This is a genomic window from Curtobacterium sp. VKM Ac-2889 (assembly GCF_015350855.1).
Classification (GTDB): Bacteria; Actinomycetota; Actinomycetes; order Actinomycetales; family Microbacteriaceae; genus Curtobacterium; species Curtobacterium poinsettiae.
Genome location: NZ_JADKSC010000004.1, coordinates 150016 through 166922, shown reverse-complemented (window position 1 = coordinate 166922; position 16907 = coordinate 150016). Strand labels below are relative to the sequence as shown.

Below are 16907 nucleotides of genomic sequence, written 5' to 3'. Positions count from 1 at the left end.
CGCGCCCGACCGCCACGCCCGCCCGCGGCCGCGGCAGCGTCAGCGCCGGCGGATGACCGCCTCGAGCAGGGTCGCGACCAGCTCGCCCGGGTTGACCCCCGGCAGCGCCGGCGCGTCGAACACCAGGCCGACGTTCGCCGCGATGAGCACGTTCGCGAGCTCCTCCGGCGTCATGCCCACGTCGACCTCGGGGTGGCCACCGAGCCACAGCCGCACCAGTTCGAGCACGCCGTCCTGCAGCACCCGGCGCTGCCGGATGAACTCGGGCAGGAACTCCGGGTGCCGGACGGCGTACCCGCGGAACGTCGACAGCAGCGCGAACTGTTCGCTCTGGTCGTTCTGACCGAACGCGACGCGCAGGACGTTCCCGACGTCGACGGAGTCGATGTCGGCGTGCACGAGTTGCCGCAGGGAGCCGAGCACCACGTTGGTGGACCGCTGCATGACCTGTCCGAGCAGGTCTTCCTTCGACGAGAAGTTCGAGTAGACCGCACCCTTGCTGAACCCGGCGCGCGCAGCGACCTCGTCGAGCCGGGCGCCGTGGACCCCCTGTTCGGCGAAGACGGCCGCACCGGCGGCGAGCAGGCGCTCTCGGACCTCGGCGCGCGGGATGCGCTGGGCGGGGGAAGCGTCGTCGCTCATCGGTTGGTGCTCCGACCTGTGCTGGTGGTCGTCGGGGAGAGCATCGTGGAGGAGACCTGCCGCGCCGCGCGTCTGATCCCGCGCGGCATCAGCGAAGCCCCCATCCCCACGTCTGCTCGGAACCGCCGCGTTCGGGTCGCGTCGGTGCTGTGCGGACAGCGTTCACCGGGATCGCACCGGCAGAACCACCAGGACGATACCCGGCGGTACTGATCGTACCGTCGCGGAGCCGCGGATGACAGCCCCTCAGTCCTCATGATCTTCCCGGACGCTGCCGGCACCGGTCCGACGCCCCGGTCGACGGAGCAGTCGGAGCGCGTCCGGTCGCAGGCTCCGACCGCGCCGGAGCAGCGAACCCAGGGTCGACTTCGGCTGCCAGTCACGACCGTTCGGCAGGCCCCAGCCGCGGCGGACCGCGCCCCAGCGGAGCCCGAGCGACAGGGTGATCGCGAGCAGGATGCCGATCGAGGGCGACCCGAGGGCCGAGGCGATCACCATCGTGGCCGACGCGGCGACGGCCACGGTGGCGTACAGCGCGTTCCCGCCGAAGACCGCCGGCACCCGTCGCAGCAGCAGGTCGCGCATGGCCCCGCCACCGACCGCCGTGATGGTCCCCATGATGATCGCGGCGGGCCAGTCGAGGCCGGCGTCGTAGGTCCGCTGCACGCCGACGACCGCCCAGAACCCGATCACGGCGGCGTCGAGCACGGTGAACAGGCGGTCCCAGGTGATCTCGGAGAACGACACGAGGAACGCGATGAGCGCCCCGGCGACGGCGACCGGCACGTACAGCGGGTCGACCAGTGCGACGGGCGGCCCGTTCTGCAGCAGGGTGTCGCGGAGCATCCCGCCACCGAGTCCGGAGACGAACCCGACGACCAGGAACCCGAACAGGTCGAAGTCCATCGCGCGGGCGATGGAGCCGCCGAGCAGGGCGGACGCGAAGACCCCGGCGAGGTCGAGCACGTTCGTGACCGACGCCAGGCCGTCGACGGACAGCAGGTTCATGAGAACCATCAAACATCACGTCGCACGACTGGCGGGCCGTTCGGCGGTTAGGTTAGCCTCACCTTCGTCATGCTCGCCACTCTCGTCATCGGTCTCCGTGAAGGCCTCGAAGCCACGCTCATCGTCGGCATCATCGCCGCGTTCCTGCGTCGCAACCGCGTCCCGCTCGCCCCGATGTGGTCGGGCGTCGGGCTCGCGGTGCTGCTCAGCATCGCCGTCGGCTTCGGGCTGCAGGCCGTCGAGCAGGCGCTGCCGCAGGCGCAGCAGGAGGGCATGGAGGCGGTCATCGGCATCGTCGCCGTCGTCTTCGTCACGGGCATGATCGTCTGGATGCGCACGCACGCGCGCACCCTGACCGCCGACCTCGAAGCGAGTGCGACCGCCGCGCTCGGCCGCGGCACCGCCTGGGCGCTCGCCGGCATGGCGTTCCTCGCCGTCCTGAAGGAGGGCTTCGAGACCTCGGTGTTCCTCCTCGCCACGTTCCAGGCGTCGTCGGACACCGGCCTCGCCGCGCTCGGCGCCGTGATCGGCATCGCCGCCGCGGTCGTCGTCGGCTTCGGCATCTACACCGGTGGCGTCCGCCTCAACCTGTCGCGGTTCTTCACCGGCACCGGGGTCTTCCTGGTCTTCGTCGCCGGCGGCCTGGTGCTGACCGTCCTCCGCCGCGCGCACGAGGCCGGCTGGATCGTCATCGGCCAGCAGCGCACCGTCGACCTGTCGTGGCTCGCCCCGAACGGTTCCGTGCAGGGCGCCCTGGTCACCGGCGTGCTCGGCATCCCGCCGGACCCACGGGTCATCGAGGTGCTCGGCTGGGTCCTCTACGTCGTCCCGGTACTGGCCCTGACCCTGTGGCCGCGCGCCTGGCGTCCGTCGCCGGACCGTGTGCCCCGGGTGCGCGCCGTCGTCGCCGGCACCCTCGCCGTGGCGGCAGCGGCGCTCGCGATCGCCGTGCCGACCGGCGGTGTCGACCTGCCCCGCACCACCGCGGTCAGCGGCGACGCCAGCTCCGTCTCGGCCAGCGTCGACGGTGCGTCCGGCGTCCTCCGTGTGGCCGGCACCGGAACCGGCCAGGAGGCCCGACTCGCCCTGCCGACGTCGGCCCACCGCCGCGTCACCCGCGCGGGCGTGGCCGCCGACCGGTGGCGCGTCGTGCAGGACGGAACCGGTGCGCAGGGGAGTGGTGCTGACCGTCCGTCGAGGCTGACCCTCGACGACCTCGTCACACTGTTCGGCCGACTGCCCGTCGGGGTCTCCCCGTCGACGAACCCCGGCCCGTTCGCGGCCCGCTGGGCCGTCCGCGACACCGTGACCCTGTGGACGGTCCGGGGTGGGGTCCTGGACGCCACCCGCGACGAACGCGACGTGCTGACGCTGAGCGGTGGGGGCCTCCCGTCCGCACGCACCACGACCCTGGACCGCACCGTCTGGTCCGTCCCCGACGCCCGCGTCGAGCGGTCGGCCGCCTCGGTGGCCGCGGCCGACGCCCGGTCAGCCGACCTGCTGCTCTGGAAGGCCTGGCTGCCGATCGCCCTCGGCACCGCGGCCGCCGCACAGGCGCTGCTGGCGCTGCGTGACCGCCGTCGTCGGCGGCTCCCCACGACCCGCACCCCCGAACCCGTCCCCGCTCGTGGCCCTCCGGCCGCGGACCCTGCAAGGAGCACCGACCATGTCCTTCGGTAAGCCCGTCCGACCCCTGATCACCCTGGGCGCCCTCGGCGTCGTCACCGCCCTCGCACTCTCCGGATGCTCCGGCGGGTCCGCCGATGCCGGCGGCTCCGGCGCCGACGCGAAGGTCTCCCGCGTCACCGTCACGCTCACCAACGACGGGCAGGACGCCTGCGCGGTGTCCGCGACGAAGGTCCCCGCGGGCCCCGTCACCTTCACGGTGAAGAACGAGTCGTCGACCGCGATCACCGAGGTCGAGCTGCTGCAGGACCAGCGGATCCTCGGCGAGAAGGAGAACCTGGCACCCGGCCTCGACGCCGTCCGGTTCACCGCCACGCTGACCGGCGGGAAGTACCAGGTGTACTGCCCCGGTGCCGAGACCGAGCTGACGGACTTCACCGTCACCGGCAAGGCCGCGTCCACCGCGAACAGCAGCGCCTCGACGCTGCTCCGTGACGGGACGAAGGGCTACGCGACCTACGTCGACGGCCAGGTGACCGACATGGTCGCCGCGGTCGAGCAGCTGCAGAAGCACATCGACGCCGGCGACCTCGACGCGGCGAAGACCGACTACGCGAACGCCCGTCCGTTCTACGAGCACGTCGAGAGCGACGTCGACGGCTTCGTCAAGAAGGGCTTCAAGGCCACCGACAACGCGGGCAACCTCGACTACCTGATCGACATGCGCGCTTCGAACCTCGACCCGGCCGTCGGCTGGAGCGGGTTCCACGCCGTCGAGAAGGACCTGTTCCAGGCGGGGAAGATCACCGCGTCGACGAAGCAGACCGCCGCGGACCTGACCGAGGACGTCCAGCTGCTCGCGAAGCTCGTGCCGACGCTCGACTACAAGCCGGAGGACCTGGCCAACGGTGCCGCCGGGCTGCTCGAAGAGGTGCAGTCGAACAAGATCACCGGCGAGGAAGAGGCGTACAGCCACATCGACCTGGTCGACCTCGCCGCCAACGTCGAGGGTGCCCGCCAGGCCTTCGCGTACCTCAAGCCGGGGCTGACCAAGCTCGACCCGACCCTGACGAAGCAGATCGCGAAGCAGTTCGACGCCACGAACACGCTGATGGACGGCTACCGCGACGCCGACGACCTGGGCGGCTTCGCCAGCTGGGACGCCGCCACCAAGAAGTCCGACGCGAACACGATCTCGCAGCAGATCCAGGCGCTGCAGGACCCGCTGTCCCGCCTGGCCGAGAAGGTCGCGACCGCGTGACCGAGCTGGACGAAGGACCCCGGGCGGACGAGGCACCCCGGGCGAACGTCTCGCGCCGCGGACTGTTCGGCGCCGGCCTGGCCGTGGCCGGTGCCGGGGTCGGCGCGGCCGCGGGCATCGGCGGCGCCACCGCGGCGACCGGGGTGAACCCGTTCACGGCGGCGACGAACGGCGACGAGTCGATCGACCTGTCCACGAGCCACCCGTTCTACGCCACCGCGGCACGGCAGCCACAGGGCGGGATCCGCACCACCCCGCAGCGGCACTGCGTCTACATGACGTTCGACCTGTCGACCACCGTGACGACCGAGCTGCAGGTGCTCCTGGCCCGCTGGTCGGCCGCGATCGCCCAGCTGCAGGCCGGCAAGACCGTCGGCAGCGTCGAACCCGCCCACGGCAACGGGGTCGGTGCCGACACGGGCGAGGCGCTCGACCTCGGTCCGGCGTCCCTGACCGTCACGGTGGGGCTCGGCCCGGGCGTCTTCGACGAGCGCTTCGGGCTGGCCGACCGGCGTCCGGCGTCGCTCGCCGACATCCCGACGCTGCCGAGCGACAACCTGCAGCGGGGCCTGACCGGCGGCGACCTGTCGCTGCAGGCCTGCGCGGACGACCCCCAGGTGGCGTACCACGCGGTGCGCGACCTGGCGCGGATGGCCCGTGGCACCGCGACCGTCCGCTGGACCGTGCTCGGCTTCGGTCGGGCATCGGCGGGGCCGGACCAGAGCACGCCCCGCAACCTGATGGGGTTCAAGGACGGCACCCGGAACATCACGACCGACGCCGACCACGACCGGTTCGTCTGGCTCGACCGCGACGCCGGGTGGATGGCCGGGGGCAGCTACCAGGTGGTGCGGAAGATCCGGATGAACATCGAGACCTGGGACGCCGACGTCGTCAGCGACCAGCAGCGGGTGTTCGGGCGGACGAAGATCCAGGGGGCACCGCTCTCCGGCGGACAGGAACACACCACCCCGGACTTCCACGCGAAGGACGACGACGGTGCGACGAAGATCGACGCGACGTCGCACATCGCCCTCGCCGCACACGAGGCGAACGGCGGCGTGAAGATCCTGCGCCGGCCGTACAACTACACCGACGGGCTCAACGAGTACGGCCAGCTCGACGCCGGGCTGCTGTTCATCGCCTACGTGAACGACCCGGACCACTTCACGCGGTTGCAGCGGAAGCTCGGCGCCTCGGACCGGCTGAACGAGTACGTCTCGCACATCGGCTCCGCGGTGTTCGCCGTGCCGCCGGCACCGCGCAAGGGGTCGTACATCGCCGAGCAGCTGTTCCGCTGAGCTGAGTCGCTGACCCGGAAGGGTGGGCGCCCTCCGCCGTTTCCCTGGAGGCGGAGGACGCCCGCGTCGCGGAGTCTTGTCGAACGGAACCACCGCCGACTTGCTGAAAGCGACCCGGCACGACGCGTCGCGGTGCGACAACCCCGAGAGTACCGCGTGGATCCGCGGATCCGCAGTGTTCGACCGGGATGGGACAGCAACCGTGGCGGCCAGCTCGCGCGACGCGTGCGCCGGACGCGCCCCGGGCCTCCTGACCGACGCGAACGGGCCGCCTCACCATGGTGAGACGGCCCGTTGCGGTGTGCGCTCGGGAGGCGCGGGGTCAGTCCGTCAGGACCATCGCAGCACGTCGTGCACGGTTGCGGCGGAGGACCACGAGTGCTGTGGTCCCGGCGAGCAGGAGCAGGCCGGCCGCGATCGCCGGAGCGGTCAGGTCCGCACCCGTGTAGGCGAGGTCGCCACCGGCGCGCGGGTCGTCGTCGGTCCCGCCGACGCCGCCGATGCCGGCGTCGTCACCGGTTCCCGCGCCGGGGCCGGGGGTGACCCCGCCACCGGTGCCCGGGGTCGGGTCAGCCGGGTCCGTCGGGTTCGTGGGGTCGGTCGGGTCCGTCGGATCGGTGGGGTCGACCGCCGCGGCGACCGGGATCGTCACGGCGAGGGTGACGGTCTGATCACCCGGCAGGGAGACCACGAGCGGTGCGTCGGTCGTGGCGACCGGCTCCGCCACGGCGGCGAGCGAAACGGACCCGGCGGTGCGGGCGGCAGCGCGTGCAGCCGGCGCCTCGATGTCGGGGACCGTGACGGTCAGGGTCGCGCGACCCTGCTCGTCGTTCGTGTCGATGATCGTCGGGTCGATGGCGGCCGACGCGAGCTCCTTGCCGTCCGCGCTGACCGAGACGGTGCCGGCCTTCGCGGGGTCCTCGCTGCTGAACACGAGCGACGACAGGTCGAGCTCGATCTCGTCGCCGGGCTGGAACCCGTCGGACGGGGTCGGCGTGACCGTGACCCCGACGGCGCGCTGGTCGGTCGGGGGCGTGACCGTCGGGTTGGCGAGGAAGTAGTCCACCTGGGCCTGCAGGTCGACCTGGCCCGAGTCGGCGATGTTCGTGCCGGTCGCGAAGGCGCCGAAGTTGTCACCACCGGTCGACAGGAACGAGTTGACGGTCACCTTGAGGGTGTCGGTCAGCGCGATCGGCTCGCCGTCGAGGGTCATCCCGGTGATGCGGTCGCCACGGCCCTTCGACGGGTCGTAGGTGTACGCGAAGCCGTCCGAGACGCCGAGCTTCAGGAACGGACGCGGCAGACCGTCCGGCTGCCACTGCTGCTCGAGGGCGTTCTTGATCTGCTGGCCCGTCATGTCCTCGGTGACCAGGGTGTTCGCGAACGGCTGGACGAGCGCGGCTTCCTTGTAGGTGACGGTGCCGTCCGGGTCGCCGGCGCCGCTCGACGCGGCGATCATGTCGGTGCGGAGTCCGCCGGGGTTCATGAAGGCGACCTGTGAGCCGTTGCGCTCGGTGGCGCTGCGCTGGACCTCGGCGATGTAGTTGCCCAGGACGGATTCGCCACCGCGGTTCTCGGTCGTGCGGTCGGACTGCACGGCGCGACGCAGGTCACCCGTGATCGTGCCGAGTTTCTTGCTGCCCTCGACGTCGGCGACGGCCTTCGCGGCGGTCACGATGTCGGCCACCGCGTTCACCGAGGTGGGGTCGGTCGGCACACGGGCCTCGCCGTTGACCGACTTGACCTCGCTCGTGATGCCGGTGAGCTGCTTGTCGGCGTCCACCGTGAGCTGCAGGTGCCCGAAGGCCACGCCGTAGGACCCGGCCTGGATCACCGGACGCTTCGTGCCGTCGGGGCCCGCGATCGAGTGGTTGTACGTCGCGTGGGTGTGCGCTGAGACGATGGCGGAGACCTTCGACGAGACACCCGAGGTGATCTCGCCGAACACACCAGAGCCGGTGGCGTCGGCGAGGACGTTCGTCGGTGCGCCCTCGTGGACGAGCAGGACGAGCACGTCGGCCTCGTCGTTGTCGTCCTTGCCGTCGGTGAGCTGCTCGGCGTACTTGTTGACCTGGCTGACGATCGGGGCCATCGCGAGGCCCTCGACACCGCCGGGGCTGACGAGCCCGGGGATGAGGTCCTCGGTGGTGGCGCCGATGAAGCCGATCTTCACGCCGCCCTTCTCCACGATGGAGTACGGCGTGAACGCGGGGTCCGTGGTGCCGGCCTTGACGATGTTCGCCGAGACGTAGGGCCACTCGGCGCGGTCCTCGATGCGGCCGGTCAGGTCGCTCTGGCCCTTGTCGAGCTCGTGGTTGCCGATCGCGCTGACGTCGAGGTCCATGGCGTTCAGGGCGTCGATCGTCGGGGTGTCCTGCTGGATGAGCGACGTGAAGGTCGAGGCCCCGACGTTGTCGCCGACGCTGGCGAAGATCGTGTTCGGGTTGGCCTCGCGGTACGACTGCACGACGCCGGCGAGCTTCGCGGCGCCCGCTGCCTTGTCGGCGGCGGTGCCCTCGGACTCGATGCGACCGTGGAAGTCGTTGACGTCGATGATGTCGATCGTCGTGTCGCCCTCGGCGGCGACGGCTGCGGACGGGACGGACAGTGCGACCAGGACCCCGGCGGTGGCGAGGGCCGCGCCGGCGCCGAGGCGCCGTCGGGTCGTCGCACCGGCGGATCCGGTGGTGTGGGAAGTGTTCATCGCCGTCGAACCTACGAAGACGCACAGGCGACTCGCCAGACCCAGTCGCAACTCGTCACACGACGTTCACATCCACCATTCCGAGCTTCAGCGGATCTCCCGCCAGGTCGTCTCGGCCGCGCTGCCGATCACGGCCTCGATGATGTCGGCGGAGCGGGCGCCGTCCGCGAAGGTCGGCAGTCCGTCTGGTGCCACCCCGGTGCGGGCCGCGGTGTAGGTGTCGGCGACGAAGGCCGCGAACGCGTCGAGGTACCCCTGCGGGTGTCCGGCCGGCACGATCGCCAGCCGGCGCTGGTCCGGGTACCCCTGCGAGGGGTCGCGCACGACGATCTGCGCGCCGCGCTCGTTGCCGAACCACGCGGACTCGGGCTGCTCCTGGTCGAACGCCGCGCTGCCACGGGTGCCGTCGACCTCGAACCACAGGCGGTTCTTGCGGCCCGACGCGACCTGCGAGATCACGACGTTGCCGATGCGGCCCGTGGCGGTGCGGAAGGTCGCCACGGCGGTGTCCTCGGTGGTGACCTCGGCACGCTCCGCCGCGTCCGCCACCGGGTCCGGGTCGGGGGAGCCGGAGAACGACGGACCGGACGCCGCAGGCCGGGTGGGGTAGACGATGTCGGTCGCCGCGGACACCGAGGCGAAGCGCTCACCCGTGACGAACTCGACCAGGTCGCACCAGTGCGAGCCGATGTCGGCGAACGCACGGGACAGCCCGCTCGAGGTCGGGTCGACCCGCCAGCTCGAGGCGTCCTCGTCGAGCATCCAGTCCTGCAGGTAGTGGCCGTGCACCGCGAGCAGCCGGCCGAGCTCCCCGTCGGCGATGCGCGACCGGATCTCGCGGACCATCGGGTGGTAGCGGTACACGAACGGCACCGTGGCCACGACACCGGCGTCGGCAGCGGCGGCGACGAGCTCGGCGGCCTGGGCGGGGTCGATCGCCAGGGGCTTCTCGCACACGACGTTGATGCCGGCCGCGATCACCGCGAGCGCCTGCGGGTGGTGCTGGTCGTTCGGGGTGCAGATGTGCACGACGTCGGGGGCGTCGGCGATGACCTCGTCGAGCGAGGCGTAGCCACGGGGCAGGTCGAGCTGCGCCGCCACCTGCTCGGAGCGGGTGGCGTTCCGCCCGAGGACACCCAGGACCTCGGCACCGGAGGCCCGGGCCGCCCGGGCGTGGACGCCGGCGATCATGCCCGTCCCGACCACGGCGACACGGAGGCGTCGCCCTTCGTACCCATTGCTCATGGTGCTCCCTCGCGCCGGAATGACACCACCGTAGCGGCCCGGTCATCCACCGGGGCCGATGAGTACCGTCTGCAGCATGTCGAGCCTCCAGACCAGCCTGCTCATCCTCGGAGCCAGCGGTGACCTGTCCAAGCGCCTGCTCCTGCCCGGCCTCGCGACCCTGCTCCAGGTGAAGGACGACTGGGACGTCCAGCTCGTCGGGGCCGGTGTCGAGGACCTGTCCGACGCCGACTGGAAGGCGCAGGTGCGCGAGTCCTTCGAGAACGCGCAGGCGTCGAAGAACGAGGAGGACGAGGGCGCTTCCGGCGACACGGCGCTGCCGGAGCGACTGCAGGCCGTGGTCGACGCCTCCACCTACCGGAAGGCCGACGTCACCGACCCGGACGACCTGCGGGCACTGCTCGAAGTGTGCGACCACGACCCGGCGATCTACTTCGCACTGCCGCCGGCCGTCACCGAGAAGAGCTGCGAGCAGCTCGCCCACCTCGACCTGCCCGCCCGCACCCGGCTGGCGCTCGAGAAGCCGTTCGGCACCGACGCCGACAGCGCCTCGAAGCTCAACGACCTGCTGCACTCGTTCATCCCCGAGGAACGGATCCACCGGGTCGACCACTTCCTCGGACGCTCCACCGTGCTCAACCTGCTCGGGCTGCGCTTCGCCAACCGCATCATCGAGCCCCTGCTGTCGTCGCAGCACGTCGAGCGCGTCGACATCGTCTACGACGAGACCCTCGGGCTCGAGGGTCGTGCGCGCTACTACGACAAGGCCGGCGCGCTCACCGACATGATCCAGAGCCACCTGCTGCAGGTGATGGCCGTCGTCGCGATGGAGGCCCCCGCCTCGATCAAGGCCGACGACCTGCGCACCCAGAAGGAGCTCGTGCTGCGGGCCGTCCGGCCCTGGGGTGGCGACGTCGTCACCGCGGGCAAGCGCGCCCGGTACACCGCCGGCACCGTCGGCGACCGCCAGCTGCCGTCGTACGTCGACGAGGACGGCGTGGACCCGTCGCTCGGCACCGAGACCCTCGCCCAGCTCACCCTGGAGATCGCGAACTGGCGCTGGGCCGGCGTCCCGTTCACCCTGCGCTCCGGCAAGGCGCTCGCCGCACAGCGTCGCGAGATCGTCATCACGTTCAAGGACTCCCCGCACGTGCCCGAGGGACTCACCGGCACCGAACTGCCCGACCGGCTGCGCATCTGGATCGCCCCGGACGAGATGCAGCTCGAGCTCAACGTCAACGGCGCCGGCGACCCGTACACGATCGACCACACGAGCCTCGAAGTGACCTTCAACCCCGGGCGCCTGAGTGCCTACGGCGAGGTGCTGGCCGGCGTGCTCGAGGGTGACGCGACGCTGTCGGTCCGCGGCGACAGCGCCGTGCAGGGCTGGAAGGTCGTCGGGCCGTTCCTCGACGCGTGGAAGGCCGGCAAGGCGCCCCTCGACGAGTACGCAGCGGGATCGGTCGGCCCCGACGGCTGGGACAACATCGAGGCCTGAGCCCGACGGGCGGCGTAGCGTCGGGCGACGTGAACACCACCGACGACGTCCTGCAGACCGTTCCCGAACCCGCCGGCGCCGACATCCGTGTCGATGACGTCTCCTACGACCACGAGGGCACCGAACTGCTCGGTGTGCTCGCGAAGGACGCCGCGATCGCGGGCCGTCGTCCGGCCGTCCTCGTCGTGCACGACTGGCACGGCGTGAACGAGCACGTCGAAGCCCGGGTGACCATGCTCGCCCGACTGGGCTACGTCGCGTTCGGCGCGGACGTCTACGGTGCGGGCGTCCGCCCCGGGGACGACACCGCGGCCCAGGTCGCCGGCGGTTTCTACCAGGACCTGCCGCTGCTGCGGGCCCGCGCCACCGCTGGACTCGAGCGACTGCTCGCCGACCCGGACGTCGACCCCGCCCGCGTCGTCGTCATGGGGTACTGCTTCGGCGGCTCGACCGCACTCGAACTCGCACGGACCGGGGCCGACCTGGTCGGTGCCGTGTCGTTCCACGGCGGGCTCATCGCGCACGACCCCTCGGACGCCGCCGACATCCGGGCGAAGCTGCTCGTCCTCACCGGGGGCGCCGACCCCGTGGTGCCGGACGAGGCCGTGCACGCGTGGCAGGACGAGATGCGGGCTGCGCCTGACGTCGACTGGCAGGTCGTGACGTACTCGGGCGCGATGCACGCGTTCGCGGTGCCCGGCACCGACGCCCCGGACCACGGTGCGCAGTACCAGGAGCGCGCCGACCGCCGGTCGTGGCAGGCGCTCCGGGTGTTCCTGGCCGAGGTGTTCGACGAGGAGCCCGCGGCACGGTGACAGCGCGGCCGTCGGAGGCTGCTCGCGACACGCCGGGCACGGGGGCCGGAGCGCCTCGATTGGCGCCCGGGCCGCACCTGTTGTAGAGTCTTCCACGGCCGCAAGGCCACGCGCTCGTAGCTCAATGGATAGAGCATCTGACTACGGATCAGAAGGTTGGGGGTTCGAGTCCCTTCGAGCGCACAGTACGAAGAAGGGCCCTGGTGGACACCACCGGGGCCCTTCTCCGTTCCGGCCGGCGAGGGCCAGAGCCCGGCGAGGGTCAGCCCGCGGCGTGGTGCGGGTAGTCGGCGGAGCGGCCCTGGAACGCCAGGATCGCGGGGTTGCGGATGTGTCCGTCCCCGATCTCGATCGCCCGGCGGATCGTCTCCGACCCGGCCCAGGCGTCGGCGCCCGACATCACGGTCCGCAGGAACGGCAGCAGCGCCTCGCTGATCTCCCAGGTCGACGAGTTCCAGAGCAGCGACGGGCTGTGGTCGACCGCGTAGTAGTTGGTGGTGCCGCCGACGGTGGTCATCGGTTGTGCGAAGGACGTCGGGTGCGCCCAGCTGAACCCCATCCCCTCGTCGACGGAGACGTCGACGACGAGGCTCCCCGGACGGAAGGCCGCCAGGTCCTCGGTGCGCAGGAACACCAGGGGCGCGTTGGGGTCCTGGAGCGTGCAGTTCACGACGATGTCGTTCTCGGCCAGGTACGGCGCGAGCGGGACCGGCCCGTCCGGGGTGCTGACCACGCTGTCGAACGGCGGTGCGTCGGTCTGCCCGAAGTGCAGGATGTCGACGGAGGGGATGGGTGAACCGACGGCCGCGATGTCCCGGTTGGTCAGGACGCGGACGTCGTGGATGCCGTGTGCGTTCAGGGCGGTCACCGCACCGCGGGCCGTGGCACCGAACCCGATGACGACCGCGGTGAGCCGGCGCCCGTAGTCGCCCGTCGACCCGCAGAGCTGCAGTGCGTGGATCACCGAGCAGTAGCCGGCGAGTTCGTTGTTCTTGTGGAACACGTGCAGGCCGAAGCCGCCGTCGTCACGCCAGTGGTTCATCGCCTCCCACGCGATCAGCGTCAGTCGTTTGTCGACGGCGAGCTGCGTGAGTTCCCGGTCCTGCACGCAGTGCGGCCACCCCCAGAGCACCTGACCGTCACGCAGGTCCGCCAGGTCGGACGGCAGGGGCTTGGGCAGGAGGACGACGTCCGCGGTCGCGATGACCTCGTCACGGTCGGCCATCGCGCCGACGAGTGGTTCGAGCTGGTCGTCCGGCACGCCGAAGCGAGCGCCGTACCCGCGCTCGAGCGTCATCGCTCGGCGAAGGGCCGGATCGATGCGCTCGAGGTGGGCCGGGTGGATCGGCAGGCGGCGCTCGTCGGCCTTCCGGGAGTCGGCGAGCACCCCGAGGTGGAGCAACTGGTGCGCTGGCGCTGTTTCGGTCATGGTGCACTGTACGGTGCAGGCCGACCACGGGCGCGCCGGACGGGACGACCGCTCAGGAACCGGGCGAGTACGGCCGGGCCGCGTCGATGATCTCCGGGGCACGCTCGATGCCGAACGACGTGAAGAGCGGCGACCACAGGGCCTTGAGCTGCGCGACGAGTTCGTCGTCGGTCAGCTGTGTCGAACCGTCCACCATGCCCAGTGTCGTGTTGAGGAGCAGCAGGACCGACGGCTGGACCTCGGCCGCGTCGACGTCAGCGGCCGCCACCCCGGCGCTGACGAGCTCGCCGCGCGTCATCTCGAACCAGTCGAAGCCGCGCGGCACCGGCACGCCGGCCTTGCCGAGTTCGTGCAGGAGCCGCACGGCGCCGCCCGCGACCGAGCCCCTGCGGACGTCGATCCCGGTGGTCAGGAGGAACACCGTCAGGCGCTCGAGGCCGGGCTCGGCGGGCAGCGCGTCGAACAGTTCACGCCAGCGCTGCTGCTGCAGCTCGATGACCGCCGTCGCCAGGTCCTTCTTCGACGGGAACAGGTGGTACCCGATCGCCGACTTCGGCTTGCCCATGGCCTCGGCCACGCGGGAGAACGTGGTCGCCTCGTAGCCGAAGGCCGCGAACTGTTGCCCTGCGGCGTCGATGATGGCTCGTCGAGACGCCTCCATGGCGAGCTGCCGCTGGTTCATCTGGCGCGGTGTCCTTCCTCGCCCGGGATCGAGCGGTCAGTGAACACCACATCCTAGGGCCGCTCACTCCTGCGGCCCGTCACCCCGTTCGGGTCAGGCGGCGCAGAACGTGTTCCACGCCACGTCGATCCCCTTCCGGTGCAGCGAGTCGAGTCCGACGTCGAGGTGCTTCCGCTCCGCGTCCACCAGGTGCGCGCACCGGTGGTCCTGGGCCACGGTCTGCAGCTGGCCGAGCGCGGTCACCAGGTCGGTGTCGATCGCGTCGAGTTGGGGCCGGATGGTCGCCAGGTCCGGTGCCGTCGTCGGTGCGGTCCACGGGTTGTGCGTCCAGTGGTTGATGAGGCCGCGCTGGACGACCTTGCTCGCGGCGATCTGTGCGCGGACCACCCGGGTCACCAGGACGGGGTCGACGCCCTGCTGCTCGGCCAGGGTCACCGCTTCGTCGACGACGGCCTGTTCGCGCACCGGGTCGGCGACCGGCTTGCCGCTCAGCCACTTCGACTCGGCCACCGGGTCGGCGAGCTCGAGTCGACGCAGGATGAGCGCGCCGAGGGTGTCGAGCTGCGCCGTCGACGCCGCGGGACCGGAACCGTCGTGGGAGATGGTCATCGTGGAACCCGTCGGTTCAGCCGAGGTGGACAGGGTGTCGGCGTTCGCCACCGACGTGGGCAGTGCGATGCCCGCTGCGAGCAGGCCGAGGGCGAGCGCGGTCGCGGCGCTCCGGCGGGCGCGCTGACGGGCGGAGGTCGAGGTGGTGGGGTGTGCGGTGTTCACGGGGTTTCCTTCCCGAACCGGCGCCGGAAGCGTCGGGTCAGATCGTCGATGATCGGTTTGATGACCTCGTCGTAGAACGGGTAGACGCCGAAGTGGTCGGCGCCCTCGTCGCAGTAGCAGTCCATCGAGATGGCCTCCTCGAAGTTCGAGAAGACGTAGGTGGCACGGTGCGGGAACACTGCGTGCGGTTCGTCGTCACGCGGGGTCGTGGTGGTCACGGCGGTGCTCGATCCCGGTCAGCAGTCGTCAGCCGGCCAGGCGTGCCGCGGGGACGCCCGGGTCGCGCCCGGAGACCACCACGGCGTCGATCTCGGTGGACCCGTTCCCCGACCCGACCGTGCGGTTCTGGATCTGGTTGAGCGCCCAGTTGCCCGGCAGGGGCTCGAGCTGGTTGCCCGCCCACGCCGGCGACATCCCGGCGACGAACGAGAAGTGCGCGAGTCCGGAACTGCTCACCGCGGTGCACGTGGCACGGGATCCGTAGACGCCCTGCTTGTACAGGTTCCCCCGGTCCCGCAGTCCGGCTGCGACGCCGCGGAAGTACGGCACCACGAGCGAATCATCCTGTGCGGCGGTGGCGTCGAAGTCGGCGGCGAAGTAGATGGTGGTCTGCTTGGGGATCCCGAGTTCCCGAGCGGCGTCGTGGGCGCGGTGGGCGTCCTTGACACCCTGCTCCTCGGTGAACCACGAGGCGGCGAACCCGCCCTCCTCGAAGATCGGCCACAGCCCGAGCCCGGCGCTCGCCATCACGCGCAGCTCGTCGGGCGTCAGGGCCTTGTCGAGCGCCCCCGACCGCTGGTGGTTCGTCAGGTAGCGGCCGACGCCGGTGGCGCCGGATGCACGGACGGCTGCAGCGCGCGCGTCGTCGAGGCGCACGGCGGTGTCGGCCCCGGTCGTGGCCCGGTCGGGGTCGCCCGTGCTCGCGGCCAGCGCCGCCCACGTGCCGGCGTCGCACGTCCCGGTCTGCTCGGCGGGCGGGAACGCCTGGAACTGCTGGAACGCACGGACCACCGCGGCGTCCGCCGCGGAGTAGGCGCTGCTGAACACAACGCGCTCACCGTTCAGCACCAGGAGCGCCTTGACGAGCAGCACCCAGGCGCCGGTGGCCCCCACGCCGACGACGCTCGGTCCCGCGGCGCGGAGTGCAGCAGCCGTCCCCGGACCCCAGGCTCCGTCGACCGTGACGCCGACCGCGACCTGCACGGCGCGGATCGCTGCGGCGTACGTGCTCGTGTCGACGACTCCGCTCGTGCTGCCGTACGCGCCGCCGACCGCCTCGGCGTACGTGCGGTTGAGGTACTGCTGGACGGTGCGGACCGATCGGGACCCGCCGGAGGCGAGCCGCACCGGGTCGACGGTCAGGAGTGCGCCGAACAGGTGGGCCGACAGCGGGAGCCCGCCGGGAGCTGCGCCCAGGTCGGACCGCAGGGCCTCGGCGGCCGCGACGGTGGCCGCGTCGAACTCGCCGGTGAGCGAGACGGTCGACGCGCCCTTGCAGATGAGTCCCGCCTGGACGAGCCGGCGCCAGGTCTCGGCGTCGTCGCCCGTCTCGGCGCCGACGTCCCCGTGCTGCTCGAGTTTCTGCCGTGTCGTCGGACCGAACGTCGCGACGACGGGGGAGATGCCGAGGAGCGACTGGGTTCCCTGCACGATCCCGAGCACGGTGCCGCTGCCGGTCAGTCCGTCCTCGTCCACCTGCACCCACCCGTGCACGTGCCCGAAGGTCTTGTTGAGCCAGCGCTGCACGGCCAGGACACCCGCGTCGGCCGAACCGGAGGTGCCGGTCGACCCGGGGGAGCCGGCCGAGCCGGAGGGGGTCGCCGCGTCGGCCGGGGCCGCGAGCGTGGTCGTGACGAGCGGGACGGCGGCGGTGATGCCGATGAGCGCAGTTCGGCGCGAGATGTGCACGGGGGTGCCCCTTC

Annotated in this window: 14 protein-coding genes and 1 tRNA gene; 6 read left to right on the top strand and 9 right to left on the bottom strand. The window is 71.6% G+C overall.

Features of this window, described 5'->3' with window-relative positions; all coding sequences use genetic code 11:
* Positions 1-39: 39 nt before the first annotated feature.
* Together ITJ50_RS13925 and ITJ50_RS13920 are read right to left on the bottom strand one after the other, a co-directional pair.
* Complete coding sequence (locus ITJ50_RS13925) at positions 40-642, bottom strand: TetR/AcrR family transcriptional regulator (protein WP_017888341.1); 603 nt, start codon at positions 640-642, stop codon at positions 40-42.
* Positions 643-888: 246 nt separating this feature from the next.
* Positions 889-1650 carry a trimeric intracellular cation channel family protein gene (locus ITJ50_RS13920; RefSeq protein WP_017888342.1) on the bottom strand — a complete coding sequence of 254 codons (762 nt, stop codon included), beginning with the start codon at positions 1648-1650 and terminating at the stop codon, positions 889-891.
* 69 nt (positions 1651-1719) lie between these two features.
* Between ITJ50_RS13920 and efeU the strand changes: the two genes are divergently transcribed.
* From efeU to ITJ50_RS13905, 3 genes are read left to right on the top strand one after another with little or no spacing between them, the layout of a single operon-like run.
* Complete coding sequence (efeU, locus tag ITJ50_RS17550) at positions 1720-3330, top strand: iron uptake transporter permease EfeU (RefSeq protein ID WP_017888343.1); 1611 nt, start codon at positions 1720-1722, stop codon at positions 3328-3330.
* Positions 3317-4537, top strand: coding sequence for an iron uptake system protein EfeO (gene efeO, locus ITJ50_RS13910; RefSeq protein ID WP_194590724.1), 1221 nt, complete (start codon positions 3317-3319; stop codon positions 4535-4537). Before efeU ends, efeO begins: the two co-directional genes overlap by 14 nt.
* The gene (locus ITJ50_RS13905; protein WP_140448851.1) at positions 4534-5838 is read left to right on the top strand and encodes a Dyp-type peroxidase; all 1305 of its coding nucleotides are present in this window, start codon (positions 4534-4536) and stop codon (positions 5836-5838) included. Before efeO ends, ITJ50_RS13905 begins: the two co-directional genes overlap by 4 nt.
* 322 nt (positions 5839-6160) lie before the next feature.
* Here the strand turns inward: ITJ50_RS13905 and ITJ50_RS13900 are convergent, their stop codons facing one another.
* Together ITJ50_RS13900 and ITJ50_RS13895 are read right to left on the bottom strand one after the other, a co-directional pair.
* Positions 6161-8542 carry a bifunctional metallophosphatase/5'-nucleotidase gene (locus ITJ50_RS13900; protein ID WP_194590723.1) on the bottom strand — a complete coding sequence of 794 codons (2382 nt, stop codon included), beginning with the start codon at positions 8540-8542 and terminating at the stop codon, positions 6161-6163.
* Positions 8543-8629: 87 nt separating this feature from the next.
* Positions 8630-9787, bottom strand: a complete 1158-nt coding sequence (locus ITJ50_RS13895; protein ID WP_031260364.1) for a Gfo/Idh/MocA family protein — start codon at positions 9785-9787, stop codon at positions 8630-8632.
* Positions 9788-9863: 76 nt separating this feature from the next.
* Between ITJ50_RS13895 and ITJ50_RS13890 the strand changes: the two genes are divergently transcribed.
* The 3 genes from ITJ50_RS13890 to ITJ50_RS13880 all read left to right on the top strand — a co-directional run bounded on the left by ITJ50_RS13890 (position 9864) and on the right by ITJ50_RS13880 (position 12283).
* Positions 9864-11285, top strand: coding sequence for a glucose-6-phosphate dehydrogenase (locus ITJ50_RS13890; RefSeq protein WP_017888348.1), 1422 nt, complete (start codon positions 9864-9866; stop codon positions 11283-11285).
* Between the two features lie 29 nt (positions 11286-11314).
* Entirely contained in the window at positions 11315-12100 is a 786-nt protein-coding gene (locus ITJ50_RS13885) for a dienelactone hydrolase family protein (protein ID WP_042540609.1), read from the top strand.
* A gap of 110 nt (positions 12101-12210) precedes the next feature.
* Positions 12211-12283 (top strand) — tRNA-Arg (locus tag ITJ50_RS13880).
* Positions 12284-12362: 79 nt separating this feature from the next.
* On the opposite strand, the gene ITJ50_RS13875 is transcribed toward ITJ50_RS13880, so the two are convergent.
* The 5 genes from ITJ50_RS13875 to ITJ50_RS13855 form a co-directional block, all read right to left on the bottom strand.
* Positions 12363-13529, bottom strand: a complete 1167-nt coding sequence (locus ITJ50_RS13875) for a N(5)-(carboxyethyl)ornithine synthase (RefSeq protein ID WP_194590722.1) — start codon at positions 13527-13529, stop codon at positions 12363-12365.
* A gap of 52 nt (positions 13530-13581) precedes the next feature.
* Positions 13582-14211, bottom strand: coding sequence for a TetR/AcrR family transcriptional regulator (locus ITJ50_RS13870; RefSeq protein ID WP_017888351.1), 630 nt, complete (start codon positions 14209-14211; stop codon positions 13582-13584).
* Between the two features lie 93 nt (positions 14212-14304).
* Positions 14305-14985, bottom strand: coding sequence for a gamma subclass chorismate mutase AroQ (gene aroQ / locus ITJ50_RS13865; protein ID WP_017888352.1), 681 nt, complete (start codon positions 14983-14985; stop codon positions 14305-14307).
* A complete protein-coding gene (locus ITJ50_RS13860; RefSeq protein WP_017888353.1) occupies positions 14982-15203 on the bottom strand; it encodes a hypothetical protein in 222 nt (73 codons plus the stop codon). The genes aroQ and ITJ50_RS13860 overlap by 4 nt, the downstream gene beginning before the upstream one ends.
* A gap of 28 nt (positions 15204-15231) precedes the next feature.
* Complete coding sequence (locus ITJ50_RS13855; RefSeq protein ID WP_194590721.1) at positions 15232-16893, bottom strand: glycoside hydrolase domain-containing protein; 1662 nt, start codon at positions 16891-16893, stop codon at positions 15232-15234.
* Positions 16894-16907 lie beyond the last annotated feature (14 nt).

Bases quoted from the DNA above. Each gene is read 5' to 3' on its own strand.
- efeO (WP_194590724.1), top strand. From the start codon at position 3,317: ATGTCCTTCGGTAAGCCCGTCCGACCCCTGATCACCCTGGGCGCCCTC.
- ITJ50_RS13920 (WP_017888342.1), bottom strand. From the start codon at position 1,650: ATGAACCTGCTGTCCGTCGACGGCCTGGCGTCGGTCACGAACGTGCTC.
- ITJ50_RS13925 (WP_017888341.1), bottom strand. From the start codon at position 642: ATGAGCGACGACGCTTCCCCCGCCCAGCGCATCCCGCGCGCCGAGGTC.
- efeU (WP_017888343.1), top strand. From the start codon at position 1,720: ATGCTCGCCACTCTCGTCATCGGTCTCCGTGAAGGCCTCGAAGCCACG.
- ITJ50_RS13900 (WP_194590723.1), bottom strand. From the start codon at position 8,542: ATGAACACTTCCCACACCACCGGATCCGCCGGTGCGACGACCCGACGG.
- ITJ50_RS13895 (WP_031260364.1), bottom strand. From the start codon at position 9,787: ATGAGCAATGGGTACGAAGGGCGACGCCTCCGTGTCGCCGTGGTCGGG.
- ITJ50_RS13890 (WP_017888348.1), top strand. From the start codon at position 9,864: ATGTCGAGCCTCCAGACCAGCCTGCTCATCCTCGGAGCCAGCGGTGAC.
- ITJ50_RS13875 (WP_194590722.1), bottom strand. From the start codon at position 13,529: ATGACCGAAACAGCGCCAGCGCACCAGTTGCTCCACCTCGGGGTGCTC.
- ITJ50_RS13870 (WP_017888351.1), bottom strand. From the start codon at position 14,211: ATGAACCAGCGGCAGCTCGCCATGGAGGCGTCTCGACGAGCCATCATC.